This window comes from Streptomyces sp. (assembly GCF_036566765.1).
Lineage (GTDB): Bacteria > Actinomycetota > Actinomycetes > Streptomycetales > Streptomycetaceae > Streptomyces.
In genome coordinates, this window is the sequence record NZ_DATCVQ010000290.1 from 1 (window position 1) to 13,558 (window position 13,558).

A 13,558-nucleotide genomic window follows, 5' to 3' on the forward strand; every position below is an offset into this window, starting at 1 on the left:
ACGTGGCACGAATACTGGCTCCAGGAGCGCTGGAACTGGTACATCGGCCTCGGCATCAACCCCGAGAACCTGCGCTTCTACGAGCACCCGAAGGAGAAGCTGTCGCACTACGCGAAGCGGACGGTAGACATCGAATACCGCTTCCGGTTCGGCGGCACCGAGTTCTCGGAGCTGGAGGGCATCGCCAACCGCACCGACTTCGACCTCTCCACGCACAGCAAGCACTCCGGCGTCGACCTGTCCTACTTCGACCAGGCCAAGAGCGAGCGCTGGATGCCGTACGTGATCGAGCCGGCCGCCGGCCTCACCCGCGCGGTGCTGGCCTTCCTGCTCGAGGCGTACGACGAGGACGAGGCCCCGAACACCAAGGGTGGCGTGGACAAACGCACCGTCATGCGCTTCGACCCGCGGCTGGCCCCGGTCAAGGTGGCGGTGCTGCCGCTGTCCCGCAACGAGGCGCTGTCGCCGAAGGCGAAGGGGCTCGCCGCCGACCTGCGCAAGCGCTGGGTGGTCGAGTTCGACGACTCGCAGGCGATCGGTCGCCGCTACCGGCGCCAGGATGAGATCGGCACGCCGTTCTGCGTGACGGTCGACTTCGACACCCTGGACGACAACGCGGTGACCGTGCGCGAGCGCGACACCATGAAGCAGGAGCGCGTCTCCCTGGACCAGATCCAGGGCTACCTCGGCAGCCGCCTGCTCGGCTGCTGACGCAGGATCAAGAAACAAGCCCCCGGTTCCGGGTACGGAACCGGGGGCTTGCGTGCAGACTGGGCGCCATGGTGTCGATGACCACCAGCAAGGTCAGCAGATGGGACGGGCACGGCAGGGAACACGTCGTGCGAGTCCGGCGATCCGGTGTGCAGCGCTTGTTGAGCTGCGACACCTGTGGGTGGCGCAAGAGCGCCCAGTTCCTGCCCTGGTTGAAGGCGGAGGAGCACCTGGCCCAGGAACACCAGGCAACGATCGACCCGACGGCGGGCAGCTCGTAGAGGCTTAGGGGGGTGTCTGCCCCCTAGGCGCGCAGGCCGCGGAGTAGGAGGTCGACCACGGCGTCGAACTCCGTGTCGACGCTGGGCTTGCGCCACTCCGGGGCGTATGCCGGGTCGTGGAAGTGGGCCGTGGCGCTGAACAGCGCGCGGGCCGTGGCGTCGGGCTCGGGCGCGGTGAACTCGCCGTCCCGCACGCCCTCCTCGACGATGCTGCGGACCTGGCCGATCAGCACCTCGATGTGCTCCTCGACCACCCCGCTGCTCTCGTCGATGAGCACCCCGTACGTCGCGAACAGCTCGGGGTCGTCCCCCGCCTTGTGCCGCTTGGCCTCGAAGAGGCCGGCGAACCAGGCGTGCAGCTTCTCCGGGGCCGGTCGGTCCGCCGCGTCGGTCAGCTCCGCGAGGGCGACCTCGGTGCGGCTCAGCCAGCGATGCGTCACCGCCTCGCGCAGCGCCGCCTTCGTGCGGAAGTGCCGGTACACGCTGCCGTGGGAGACGCCGAGCACCCGGGCGACGTCCACCACCGTGGCCTTCGCCGGGCCGTAGCGGCGCAGCACCTCCTCGGTGGCTTCGAGGATGCGCTCGGCGGTGAGGGTCTCGGTCGGCATGCTGTCGACAGTACCTGTCGGGGCGGGGCGGTCAGTGCTCGCTGTCCAGGTGCGCCATCTGCGCCTCCGGGTAGCGCTCCCCGGCCGCCGCGCCCACCGGCACGGCCTGCTCGATGGCCGCCAGGTCCGCCGCGTCCAGCGTCACGTCCAGCGCGCCGAGGGCCTCCGCCAGCCGGTCCCGGCGACGGGCGCCGATCAGCGGCACGATGTCCGCGCCCTGCCGCTCGCCCTGGGCGAGCACCCAGGCGATGGCGGTCTGCGCGACCGTGGCCCCCTTGCGCTCGGCTATCGCGCGCAGCCGCTCGACGAGGTCGAGGTTGTGCCGCAGATTCTCGCCCTGGAAGCGCGGGCTCATGCCGCGGAAGTCGCCCGGGGGCAGCTCGCGGTCGCGGGTGAAGTGGCCGCTGATCAGCCCGCGCGAGAGCACCCCGTACGCCGTGATGCCCACGCCCAGCTCGCGGGCGGCCGGCAGGATCTTCTCCTCGATGCCGCGCGATATCAGCGAGTACTCGATCTGCACGTCCGAGATCGGGGCGACCGCGGCCGCCCGGCGCAGCGTGTCCGCGCCGACCTCGGACAGGCCGATGTGGCGGACATGGCCGGCCTCGACCAGCTCGGCGATGGCGCCGACCGTCTCCTCGATCGGGACATCGGGGTCGACCCGGGCGATCCGGTAGACGTCGATGTGGTCCGTGCCCAGGCGCTGGAGCGAGTACGCCGCGAAGTTCTTCACCGCCGCCGGCCGGCCGTCGTACCCGGTGAAGCCGCCCTCGACGGTGCGCAGGGCGCCGAACTTCACGCTGATCTGCGCCTTCTCACGGGACCCGGCGGGCGCGGTGCGCAGAGCCTCGTCGATCAGCAGCTCGTTGTGCCCCATCCCGTAGAAGTCGCCGGTGTCGAGCAGGGTCACGCCGGCGTCGAGCGCCGCGTGGATGGTCGCGATCGACTCGGTGCGGTCGCTCTCGCCGTACAGCGCGGACATGCCCATGCAGCCGAGACCGAGGGCGGAGACCTGGGGGCCGGTGGTGCCCAGCGGGCGGGTGGGAAGTGCGTTGGTGGTTGCCATGTGACAACCATGCCATGACGGATGACAGATTTCAACATCTGTCATCCGTCAGGTCGAGAACTCGAAATCCGTGTGACGGTCCCCGCCCGGCCGGGTAGCGTCACCGGCATGTACTCGTTCTTCCAGATCTACGAGTGAGAGCGCGGCGGGCCCTGGTGCCCGCCTGACGCCCCGACGATTCCCGGATCACGTCTCACCCCGATGGGAGAACCCATGGCCAAGGGCCGTAACAACCTCCTCGGCGTCGGCGGACAGCGCAAGAAGCTGTCCCGCGCCGAACAGCACGGCGCCGCTCAGGGCCGCAACGCCGACCGCAGGACGGCCGCGGACCAGAAGCAGGAGCTGCTGAAGAAGATGCGCGAGCGCGCGCAGGGCGACGAGACCGCGTAGTCGCCGTCCGGCGCAGCGCACTTCGCAGCCGAGCGGGCCCCGGGTCACCACGGTGATCCGGGGCTCGTGCGCGTGGTCACCACGGTGACCCGGGGCCCGTGCGCGTCCGGAGCCGACGGGCCGTGCGGCGTATGGGTGACAATGGCTGGATGACCGCGTTCACTCCCCTCGCCATCGGGCCGCACATCGTGCAGCCCCCGGTGGTGCTCGCCCCGATGGCCGGCATCACCAATGCCCCCTTCCGCACCCTCTGCCGTGAGTTCTCCGGCGGTAAGGGGCTGTTCGTGAGCGAGATGATCACGACGCGGGCGCTGGTCGAGCGCAACGACAAGACCATGCAGCTGATCCACTTCGACGAGACCGAGAAGCCCCGGTCGATCCAGCTGTACGGCGTCGACCCGGTCACCGTCGGCAAGGCCGTGCGGATGATCGTCGACGAGGACCTCGCCGACCACATCGACCTGAACTTCGGCTGCCCGGTCCCCAAGGTGACCCGCAAGGGCGGCGGCTCCGCGCTCCCGTACAAGCGGCCGCTGCTGCGGGCCATCCTCAACGAAGCCGTGTCGAACGCGGGTGTCCTGCCCGTGACTATGAAGATGCGCAAGGGCATCGACGACGACCACATCACGTACCTGGACGCGGGCCGGATCGCGGTCGAGGAGGGCGTCACCGCCATCGCGCTGCACGGCCGCACGGCGGCGCAGCACTACGGCGGCACGGCCGACTGGGACGCCATCGCGCGGCTCAAGGAGCACGTCCCGGAGATCCCGGTGCTCGGCAACGGCGACATCTGGTCGGCCGACGACGCGCTGCGGATGATGCGCGAGACGGGCTGCGACGGCGTCGTCGTGGGCCGCGGCTGTCTGGGCCGGCCGTGGCTCTTCGGCGACCTGGTGGCGGGCTTCGAGGGCTCGGGGACGTACGCGGCTCCGGGGCTGCGACAGGTCGCCGAGGTGATGGTGCGGCACGCGACGCTGCTCGGCGAGTGGATCGGCGACGAGACACGGGGTGTCATCGACTTCCGCAAGCACGTGGCCTGGTACCTCAAGGGCTTCGCGGTCGGCTCCGAGATGCGCAAGAGGCTGGCGATCACCTCGTCCCTGGAAGAGCTGCGCGCTCAGTTGAGCGAGCTGGAGCTTGACCAGCCCTGGCCGGTCGGCGCGGACGGCCCGCGCGGCCGCACCTCGGGCAACAACCGCGTCGTGCTGCCCGACGGCTGGCTGAAAGACCCGTACGACTGCGCCTCCATCAGCGCGGACGCGGAACTCGACACCTCCGGCGGCTGACCTCCCCGCACCGTCGCGGACCGTCCGGGACCCGTCCCGAACCCGTCCGAATCGTGGGAACGGGGTCTCTCCGAGGGCGTGATTCTCGCCACCCCTGATCAGGGTTGCGCTCAGATGAGCATCTTCGGATGGCTCCACTTCTCAAAAAGGGTGGCACTCAGTGCCACCCTTTTGCGTTCAAGTCTTGAACGCAACTGCTCGGAACCGCGCTCACGTGAGCGGATAATCTCTCGTCTGGGTCAAGCAGTCTTCGACGTTTGAAGCATCTGGCTACTCGCTGGAAACATTGGATCTGGTGGCGGACGGGTGGTTAAGGCCGTATGACGGGTAGGCGTACGTACCCAGACGCCTTCGATCTGGGTATGTTCCTCGCCGTCAGGGCAGCCACCGAGTCCTCGAGGAGTCGAGACCCGTGTCGGAAAACAAAGATCAGAAGTTCGTGTACGACTTCACCGAGGGCAACAGGGACCTGAAGGACCTGCTCGGTGGCAAGGGCGCGAACCTGGCCGAGATGACCAACCTCGGCCTCCCGGTTCCTCCCGGCTTCACGATCACCACCGAGGCCTGCAAGGTCTACCTCGACAGCGGCTCCGAGCCGGTCGAGCTCCGCGACGAGGTCAGCGCGCACCTCGACGCCCTTGAGCAGCAGATGGGCAAGAAGCTCGGCCAGGCCGACGACCCGCTGCTCGTCTCGGTGCGTTCCGGCGCCAAGTTCTCCATGCCCGGCATGATGGACACGGTCCTCAACATCGGCCTGTCCGACGAGTCCGTCACCGGTCTGGCCGCCCAGGCCGACAACGAGCGGTTCGCCTGGGACTCGTACCGCCGCCTGATCCAGATGTTCGGCAAGACCGTCCTCGGCGTCGAGGGCGAGCTCTTCGAGGAGGCCCTCGAAGAGGCCAAGGCCGCGAAGAAGGTCACCAGCGACACCGACCTGGACGCCGCCGACCTGAAGAAGCTCGTCAAGGGCTTCAAGAAGATCGTCAAGGCCGCGACGGGCCGGGACTTCCCGCAGGACCCGCGCGAGCAGATGGATCTCGCCATCGAGGCGGTCTTCAACTCCTGGAACACCGACCGCGCGAAGCTGTACCGCCGCCAGGAGCGCATCCCGCACGACCTGGGCACCGCGGTCAACGTCTGCTCCATGGTCTTCGGCAACCTCGGCCCGGACTCCGGCACCGGCGTCGCCTTCACCCGCGACCCCGCCTCCGGCCACGCGGGCGTCTACGGCGACTACCTCACGAACGCGCAGGGCGAGGACGTCGTCGCCGGCATCCGCAACACCGTGCCGCTCGCCGAGCTGGAGTCGATCGACAAGAAGTCGTACGACCAGCTCATGCAGATCATGGAGACGCTGGAGACCCACTACAAGGATCTCTGCGACATCGAGTTCACCATCGAGCGCGGCCAGCTCTGGATGCTGCAGACCCGGGTCGGCAAGCGCACCGCCGGCGCCGCCTTCCGCATCGCCACCCAGCTCGTGGACCAGGGCCTGATCGACGAGGCCGAGGCGCTGCAGCGGGTCACCGGCGCGCAGCTCGCCCAGCTGATGTTCCCGAAGTTCGACGAGAACGCGAAGGTCGAGCAGGTCGGCCGCGGCATCGCCGCCTCCCCGGGCGCGGCCGTCGGCAAGGCCGTCTTCGACTCCTACACGGCCGTCAAGTGGTCCCGCTCCGGCGAGAAGGTCATCCTGATCCGCCGCGAGACCAACCCGGACGACCTGGACGGCATGATCGCCGCCGAGGGCATCCTGACCTCGCGCGGCGGCAAGACCTCGCACGCCGCCGTCGTCGCCCGCGGCATGGGCAAGACCTGTGTCTGCGGTGCCGAGGAGCTCGAGGTCGACACCAAGCGCCGCCGGATGACCACCTCCTCCGGCGTGGTCGTCGAGGAGGGCGACGTCGTCTCCATCGACGGCTCCACCGGCAAGGTGTACCTCGGCGAGGTGCCCGTCGTGCCGTCCCCGGTCGTCGAGTACTTCGAGGGCCGCATGCACGCCGGCGCCGACGACGCCGACGAGCTGGTCGCCGCCGTGCACCGGATCATGGCGTACGCGGACCGAGTACGCCGCCTGCGCGTACGGGCCAACGCCGACAACGCCGAGGACGCCTCGCGCGCCCGTCGCTTCGGCGCCCAGGGCATCGGCCTGTGCCGCACCGAGCACATGTTCCTCGGCGAGCGCCGCGAGATGGTCGAGAAGCTGATCCTCGCCGACACCGACGAGGAGCGCTCGGAGGCCCTGGAGGCCCTGCTCCCGCTGCAGAAGAAGGACTTCGTCGAGCTCTTCGAGGCCATGGACGGCCTGCCCGTCACGGTCCGGCTGCTCGACCCGCCGCTGCACGAGTTCCTGCCCGACATCACCGAGCTGTCGGTGCGCGTCGCGCTCGCCGAGGCCCGCAAGGAGCCGCACGAGAACGAGCTGCGCCTGCTCCAGGCCGTGCACCGGCTGCACGAGCAGAACCCGATGCTGGGTCTGCGCGGCGTCCGCCTCGGCCTGGTCATCCCCGGCCTGTTCACCATGCAGGTCCGGGCGATCGCCGAGGCCGCGGCCCAGCGCATCGACGCGAAGGGCGACCCGCGCCCCGAGATCATGATCCCGCTCGTCGGCACCGTCCAGGAGCTGGAGATCGTCCGCGACGAGGCCGAGCAGGTCATCGCCGAGGTCCAGGCGCAGACCGGCGTCGAGCTGAAGCTCGCGCTCGGCACCATGATCGAGCTGCCGCGCGCCGCCGTGACCGCCGGTCAGATCGCCGAGGCCGCCGAGTTCTTCTCCTTCGGCACCAACGACCTCACCCAGACGGTGTGGGGCTTCTCCCGGGACGATGTGGAGGCGAGCTTCTTCACCGCGTACCTGGAGAAGGGCATCTTCGGCGTCAGCCCGTTCGAGACCATCGACAAGGACGGCGTCGGCGCGCTGGTCCGCAGCGCGGTCCAGGCCGGCCGGGCCACCCGCCCGGACATCAAGCTCGGCGTCTGCGGCGAGCACGGCGGCGACCCGGAGTCGGTGCACTTCTTCCACGAGGTGGGCCTCGACTACGTCTCCTGCTCGCCGTTCCGGATCCCGGTGGCGCGCCTGGAGGCGGGCCGCGCGGCGGCCGGATCGGCCGGCAGCGACAGCCGCTGACGGCGGGCGGCGCAAGCCGCTGACGGCCGACGGCGGAAGCCGCTGATCAGCCATTCAGTAACGAAGACCCCGGAGCCGTCGCTCGTCCCCGACCCTCAAACCGATGGGCGACGGCTCCGGTCAGCAGGAGAGACGGGGCGGACACCTTGTGCGGAGGTGTCCGCCCCGTCGTTTTTCTCCCGTTGGGTAAATGTCGGCTCGTGTTCGGTCCCGGCCGGTTCAATTTCAACCTGTTGAACTGCGGAGTAATGCCGGGGGTCGAAGACTTCCGTGGGTTTCCGCCATTCGTCCCGCAAAGGGAGGGCGGGGCGCGGCCCCCGGATCCCCACCCAGGGGCCGCGCCCATTACCCGTGCCGGGCAAGTGAGCCGCAACCCTCGCCGACCGCCGCCGGACGCGCGAAGCCCCCCACGGTCTTCGCCGCGCCACCTCGGTCCTGAAGGTTTCCTGCCCGACACCGCACAGCCTTTCGCTTCCGGCCGGTCGGCCGCGATGCGTTTCAACTGTGGCTTAAAGGCCCTGGTAACGTCCTGTGATGACATGCATACTCGTCGACGGGGGCGATTGCGAGTGCACAGGGGTGGGTTCCATGCTGCGTATTCATTTCACCGGGGACGACCTCGCCGGGGTGCGGATGGCCGCCCGGCCGGATGTTCTGTGGGAAACGATTCTCAGTTTTCACCGATTGAGAGACCGGCGCGGCTCGACGGTCTACAAGGAATGGCGAGCGAGCACCCGGAAGCGGTTGAACAGTGAAACACGACTGCTGGCCGCGCTGATACCCGGGCGCGGCTATTTTCCCGACTTCCTGACGCCCCCGGAGGGCGTCCATGGCCTCGACGAGGCCATCCAGGCGCTCCGCGCCACCCCTGCCGCCCGGCTCCGCGCCGAGCTGGCGCTGCTCTGCGCCACCCGCGCCGGCCGGACCGACGGCTCCCTGCCCGGCGCGCTCGCCGGGCTCGCCGAGGGCCGCGGCGAAGCCCTCGGCCGGCTCGTCGACGCGCTGCGCGGCTACCACCGAGCCGCCATCGCCCCGTACTGGTCCCGGGTGCAGGCCCGGGTCGACGCCGACCGGGCGATCCGCGGCCGGGCCGTCCTCGACGGCGGGGCCGACGAACTCCTCGCCTCGCTGCCGCCGATGCTGCGCTGGCGCGCGCCGGTCCTGGAGGCCGACTACCCGGTCGACCGCGACATCCGCCTGGACGGGCGCGGACTGCTGCTCCAGCCCTCGTACTTCTGCCGCGGGACCCCGGTCGTGCTGCGGGACCCGCTGCTGCCGCCGGTACTGGTCTACCCGGTCACCCATTGCGAGTCGCCGACCGTCCGCGAGCCGGGCGGGCCCTCCCTCGCCAAACTGGTCGGCCACACCCGCTCCGCGGTGCTGCGCGCCGTCGGCGACGGCAGCACCACGAGCGAACTGGCCCGCCGGGCGGGGGTGTCCCTCGCCTCGGCGAGCCAGCATGCCGGGGTGCTCCGCGACGCCGGCCTGGTCTCGACGCTCAGGCACGGCAATTCGGTTCTGCACACGCTGACCCCGTTGGGCGCCGCCCTGTTGGGCGACGCCGTCAGGGGCGCGGTGTGTTACGCGCGGAACGGGCCGGTCACCTCGTAGGTGATGCCGCCCGAGGAGCTGCCGGTGGTGCCGCGCTGGCTGGAGAAGTACAGCCGGCTGCCGTCGGGGGAGAACGCCGGTCCGGTGATCTCCGAGCTCGACTGGCCGTTGATCCGCAGGAACGGCGTGACCACGTCGTCCGGCGTGATGATGCAGATCTCCATGTTGCCGCCGTCCTCGGCGATGTACAGGTCGCCGGAGGACGAGCCGGTGACGTTGTCCACGCCGGTGAGCGGGGCGCCGCCGCCGACCACGAGCGAGTCGTCGTAGGCGAGTTCGTACGTGCTGGTCGCCAGGTTCAGCTGCCAGACGCGGTTGTCGCCCTTGGTGGTGAACCAGACCGTGTCGTTGGCGTAGTGGCAGCCCTCGCCGCCGTTGAACTTCTTCGAGCCGGAGACCTGGTTGCGGGTGTACGTCGGGGAGCCGTCCGGGTCCGGCACGTTCTGCCAGGAGAAGGAGCCGGAGGTGCCGGAGCCGGCCACCAGCACCTGGAGGGTGCCGGAGGAGAGGTTGCCCCAAGTGGTCGGTATGAAGCGGTAGAAGCAGCCGCTGGTCTCGTCCTCGGTCAGGTAGATGACCTTGCGGACCGGGTCGGCGGCCGCCGCCTCGTGCTTGAACTTGCCCATGGCGGACCGGCGGACGGCCGCGTTCACGCCGTACGGGTCGGTCTCGTAGACGTATCCGAGGCTGACCTCCTCGCAGGACAGCCAGGTGTTCCACGGGGTCTTGCCGCCCGCGCAGTTCTGGCGGGTGTTGGAGAGGATGCGGTACGCGCCGGTGATCTGGCCGGACGAGTCGAACTTGACCGCGCTCGCGCCGCCGGAGGGGTTGATCTCCGAGTTGGACACGTAGATCCAGCCCGTGCCGTCGGCGAAGCAGGCGCCGCCGTCGGGCGCGCTGTGCCAGGTGTACGAAGTGCCGCTCACCGTCTGGCTGGACCGGGCGATGACCCGGCTGGTGAATCCGCTCGGCAGCTGGATGCCGTTGGCGTCCGCCGCGCCGAGGGCTCCGTAGGGGCCGGGGCCGGGCTGGGCGGGCGCCGCGTAGGCGGCCCCGCGCATCAGCGTGCCGCCGAACGCGGCCGCCGACGTGCCGATGACCGCTCCGCGCAGGAAACTGCGTCGCTCCACGTCAAACTCCAGTGAGGTGGTGGTGACCGCCCCGCTGCCCGGTCTGGCGGCGGGGGTCGCGCGTCTCCGGAACCTATGAGTACGGAGTTGACGGTGCAGCAACAAGCGATGAAGGGGAAGCGTCGGGTCACGGTCGGGGCAAGGCATTCTCCGCGCGGGCGGCGGGTGTTGCCGGTGCGGGCGGCGGCGATGTCGGTACGGGCAGCGGGTGTTGTCGGTACCGGCGGCGGGCGTTGTCGGTGCGGGCCGCTACCTTCGGAGGCATGTCGATCTCCGTACAACTGCGCGACTCGGTACGGCTCCCGGGCGCGGGCGCACTGGTCAACGGCTTCGCCTTCGAGAGCCGCCGGGACGGGACGCGGCGCGCCCTGCTGCGGAACGGGAACGAGCTGGAGGCCTACGACCTCGACGCGCTCCTCGCCGGGGACCGGGCGCCGGTCGCGGTCTTCCCGGTGCCGTGGCCCGGGTGGGACATGGGCGTTCACTCGGTGAGCCCGGACGCGTCCTTCGCCGCGTTCTCCGGACAGCGGTCCGTCCGCGCCGTGGCCGCCGACGGCACGACGCTGTGGGAGTACCGGCACGGCTGCTGGGACCAGGAGATAGGCCACCCGCACCCCGGCGACGAGCAGCAGGTCTGCCGGGGGAGCGAGCACGGCTCCTGCCGGGTCTCGGACGACGGCCGGTTCGTCTGGGCGCACGTCGCCGACCTGGACACGGAGTACGACGAGCTGTGGGTGGTGCTCGACGCTCGGGACGGGCGTGAGCTGGCCCGGCTGCCGCTGGACAGCGTGGCCTCGGGCTCGCACCACGTCTCGCACCCCGACGGGGTCCACATGGGACTCGACATCGGCATGGGGCAGGACGGCATCCTGCTCTACTGGGCGCGCTGGGACGGCGAGGAGCTCACGTCCTGGGACCTCAACGAGACGATGGACCGGATCCTGATGGACGTCCACCCGGAGCACGCCGGCTTCCTCACGATGGAGCACTACGGGGACGACGTGCGGCTGCACGCGCTGGACGGGACGGTGCTCGCCGAGGGGGAGCCGCCGGCGGAGGATGACGAAGAGGACGACGAGGACGACGGGGACGACGGGGACCGGCCGTGCTGGGACTGGGCCTGCGGCTTCGTCGACGCCGACACCGTCATCGCCTCCACCGTCGAGTACGACGACGAGATGCGCGGGCCCAGGCACTGGCTCCTGGACGCGCGCACCCTGGAGATACGCGGGACCATCGAGTACCCGGACGGTCCGGTGGACGGCTTCGCCCGCCCTCTCGGCGACGGCACCTGGCTCACGTACGACGAGAAGAGCGAGAGGCTCAGCCGCTGGAGCGCGGTCGCGGTCGCTCGGGAAGTCGCCTGAACTTCTCTCCGGGAGACCGATGAGTTCCGCACGGGCCCACCGTCTACCTCTTTGACAGTGTGGCAAGCGAGCAGAGAGAGACAGCGCAATGACTCAGATGATCTTCGTCAACCTGCCGGTGAAGGACCTGGACGCCACGAAGGCCTTCTGGACCAAGCTCGGCTACTCCTTCAACCCGCAGTTCAGCGACGAGACGGCCGCCTGCATGGTCATCAGCGACACGATCTTCGCGATGCTGCTGACCGAGCCCAAGTTCAAGGAGTTCACCGCGCCGGGCAAGGAGATCTCCGACGCGACGAAGTCCAGCGAGGTGCTGATCGCGCTGAGCGCCGACAGCCGCGCGAAGGTCGACGAGCTCGCGGACGGCGCGCTCGCCGCCGGCGGCTCGGCGGCGAAGGAGCCGCTGGACTACGGCACGATGTACGGCCGCTCCTTCACCGACCCGGACGGGCACCACTGGGAGGTCATGTGGATGGACCCGAGCGCCGTCCAAGGCTGAGCCGCTGCCCTCGGCGTCAGGCGGCGACTCCGCCGTCGATCACCAGATCGGCCCCGACGGCCGAGCCGGCTTCGTCCGAGGCCAGGTACAGCACGGCCGCCGCGACCTCCGAGGCCGCGGAGATCCGGCCGAGCGGGTTCTGCTCCTTCATCCGGACCTCCCGCTCGGCCTCGGTCTCGCCCGGCAGCAGCGACATCGTCGACTCCGCGGCCCCCGGGCTGACGGCGTTGATCCGGACGCCGTCGGCGATGTGGTCGCGTGCGGCGGCGCGGGTCAGGGCGGAGACGGCGGCCTTCGACACCTGGTAGCCGACGAGTCCGGGGATGCGGACGTGCGGGCCGAGGTTGGAGGAGATGTTGACGATCGCCCCGCCGCCGTGGGACCGCATGTGGGCGACCTCGGCCTGGAGGGAGTTCAGGACGCCGGTGACGTTGGTGTCCAGGAGGGCCTGCCAGTCGTCGAGCGGGAAGTCCGCGGCGAGCGCGCCGCCGCGGAAGATCCCGGCGTTGTTGACGGCGACGTCCAGGCCGCCGAACGTCTCGACGGTCCGCCGGACCAGCTCCCGCGTGTCCTCGGCGCGGGATACGTCCGCGGTGACGGCGACGGCCGTGCCGCCGGCGGCCTCGATCAGGGCGACCGTCCCGTCCAGGGTCGCGGCGGTGCGCCCGGAGACGACGACCTTGCCGCCCTCGGCGGCGAAGGCCAGCGCGACGGCGCGGCCGAGGCCGCTGCCGGCTCCGGTGACGAGGACGGTGCGGCCGGTGAAGCGTGCGGACATGAGGGCCATGAGACAACTCCCTTGAGTCATTTTTGACCGTGCATTTTTTGACCGTGCGTTCCAATATGAGGGCCGAAGAAAAGGCGCCGCAGGGCGCCTGTTCTTCGGCGAAAAGCGTTCAGTCCAGCAGGGCCAGGGCCTGTTCCGCCGCGTCGCGGACCCGGGCCGGGTCGCTCGACGCCTTGCCGACCACGCGGATGCCCTGCAGCATCACGCCCAGCATCCGGGCCAGCGCCTGCGGATCGCGGTCGGCGGGCAGCTCGCCCTGGGCGCGGGCCCGGACGAGCGCTGCGTGCAGCAGGGTCTCGAGCTGCTCCCAGCCCCGCTCGACGCGCCGCGCCACCACCTCGTCATGCGGGCCGAGCTCGGTCGCCGAGTTGGTGAGGAAGCAGCCGGCGAACCGGACCTCGTCCGACCCCGCCTCGGCGGCGAACCGCCGCACCACGTGCCGTACCGCGTCGAGCCCGCTCTCCGGCTCGGCGAGCTCGGCGGTCAGGATCGGGGTGTTGGCCCCGGTGTAGCGGTCCAGGGCCTTCACGTACAGGTCGTGCTTGTTGCCGAAGGTCGCGTAGATGCTGGCGCGGCCGATCCCGAGATGCTCGACGAGGTCCGACATCGTCGTCGCCTCGTAGCCGCGCCGCCAGAACAGTTCGAGCGCTGCCTGGAGCGCGGCGTCCGGATCGAATTCCTTGGTCCTGGCCACGCGC

At 70.2% G+C, this 13,558-nt stretch carries 13 protein-coding genes; 8 read left to right on the forward strand and 5 right to left on the reverse strand.

All coding sequences use genetic code 11. The annotated features are described in order from the left end of the window. Positions 1–711 (forward strand): glycine--tRNA ligase (locus tag VIU94_RS16350; RefSeq protein ID WP_331912102.1); only part of this gene is annotated, 711 nt, incomplete at its 5' end. A gap of 68 nt (positions 712–779) precedes the next feature. Beyond that, the gene (locus VIU94_RS16355) at positions 780–992 is read left to right on the forward strand and encodes a hypothetical protein (protein ID WP_331912104.1); all 213 of its coding nucleotides are present in this window, start codon (positions 780–782) and stop codon (positions 990–992) included. Between the two features lie 23 nt (positions 993–1,015). Here the strand turns inward: VIU94_RS16355 and VIU94_RS16360 are convergent, their stop codons facing one another. Continuing rightward, the gene (locus VIU94_RS16360; RefSeq protein WP_331912106.1) at positions 1,016–1,600 is read right to left on the reverse strand and encodes a TetR/AcrR family transcriptional regulator; all 585 of its coding nucleotides are present in this window, start codon (positions 1,598–1,600) and stop codon (positions 1,016–1,018) included. A gap of 31 nt (positions 1,601–1,631) precedes the next feature. After that, on the reverse strand, positions 1,632–2,666 hold the full coding sequence (locus VIU94_RS16365) for an aldo/keto reductase (protein ID WP_331912108.1): 1,035 nt from the start codon (positions 2,664–2,666) through the stop codon (positions 1,632–1,634). 213 nt (positions 2,667–2,879) lie between these two features. On the opposite strand from VIU94_RS16365, the gene VIU94_RS16370 reads away from it, so the two are divergent. From VIU94_RS16370 to VIU94_RS16385, 4 genes are all read left to right on the forward strand, one after another. Continuing rightward, positions 2,880–3,056 carry a DUF6243 family protein gene (locus tag VIU94_RS16370; RefSeq protein ID WP_331912110.1) on the forward strand — a complete coding sequence of 59 codons (177 nt, stop codon included), beginning with the start codon at positions 2,880–2,882 and terminating at the stop codon, positions 3,054–3,056. Between the two features lie 149 nt (positions 3,057–3,205). Next, positions 3,206–4,342: a tRNA dihydrouridine synthase DusB gene (dusB, locus tag VIU94_RS16375; protein WP_331912112.1), complete on the forward strand. Its 1,137-nt coding sequence runs from the start codon at positions 3,206–3,208 to the stop codon at positions 4,340–4,342. Positions 4,343–4,754: 412 nt separating this feature from the next. Next, a complete protein-coding gene (gene ppdK / locus VIU94_RS16380) occupies positions 4,755–7,466 on the forward strand; it encodes a pyruvate, phosphate dikinase (RefSeq protein WP_331912114.1) in 2,712 nt (903 codons plus the stop codon). 588 nt (positions 7,467–8,054) lie between these two features. Further along, positions 8,055–9,077: an ArsR/SmtB family transcription factor gene (locus VIU94_RS16385; protein WP_331912116.1), complete on the forward strand. Its 1,023-nt coding sequence runs from the start codon at positions 8,055–8,057 to the stop codon at positions 9,075–9,077. Here VIU94_RS16385 and VIU94_RS16390 read toward each other — a convergent pair. Continuing rightward, the gene (locus VIU94_RS16390) at positions 9,047–10,207 is read right to left on the reverse strand and encodes an alkaline phosphatase PhoX (protein ID WP_331912118.1); all 1,161 of its coding nucleotides are present in this window, start codon (positions 10,205–10,207) and stop codon (positions 9,047–9,049) included. The genes VIU94_RS16385 and VIU94_RS16390 overlap by 31 nt on opposite strands. Before the next feature lie 263 nt (positions 10,208–10,470). Between VIU94_RS16390 and VIU94_RS16395 the strand changes: the two genes are divergently transcribed. Continuing rightward, positions 10,471–11,574, forward strand: coding sequence for a hypothetical protein (locus tag VIU94_RS16395; RefSeq protein ID WP_331912120.1), 1,104 nt, complete (start codon positions 10,471–10,473; stop codon positions 11,572–11,574). 88 nt (positions 11,575–11,662) lie between these two features. After that, on the forward strand, positions 11,663–12,073 hold the full coding sequence (locus VIU94_RS16400) for a VOC family protein (RefSeq protein ID WP_331912122.1): 411 nt from the start codon (positions 11,663–11,665) through the stop codon (positions 12,071–12,073). 16 nt (positions 12,074–12,089) lie between these two features. Here the strand turns inward: VIU94_RS16400 and VIU94_RS16405 are convergent, their stop codons facing one another. Both VIU94_RS16405 and VIU94_RS16410 read right to left on the reverse strand, forming a co-directional pair. Beyond that, on the reverse strand, positions 12,090–12,851 hold the full coding sequence (locus VIU94_RS16405) for an SDR family NAD(P)-dependent oxidoreductase (protein WP_331912156.1): 762 nt from the start codon (positions 12,849–12,851) through the stop codon (positions 12,090–12,092). A gap of 118 nt (positions 12,852–12,969) precedes the next feature. Beyond that, positions 12,970–13,554 (reverse strand): TetR/AcrR family transcriptional regulator, encoded by a 585-nt coding sequence (locus VIU94_RS16410; protein ID WP_331912124.1) that lies wholly within the window; start codon positions 13,552–13,554, stop codon positions 12,970–12,972. Positions 13,555–13,558 lie beyond the last annotated feature (4 nt).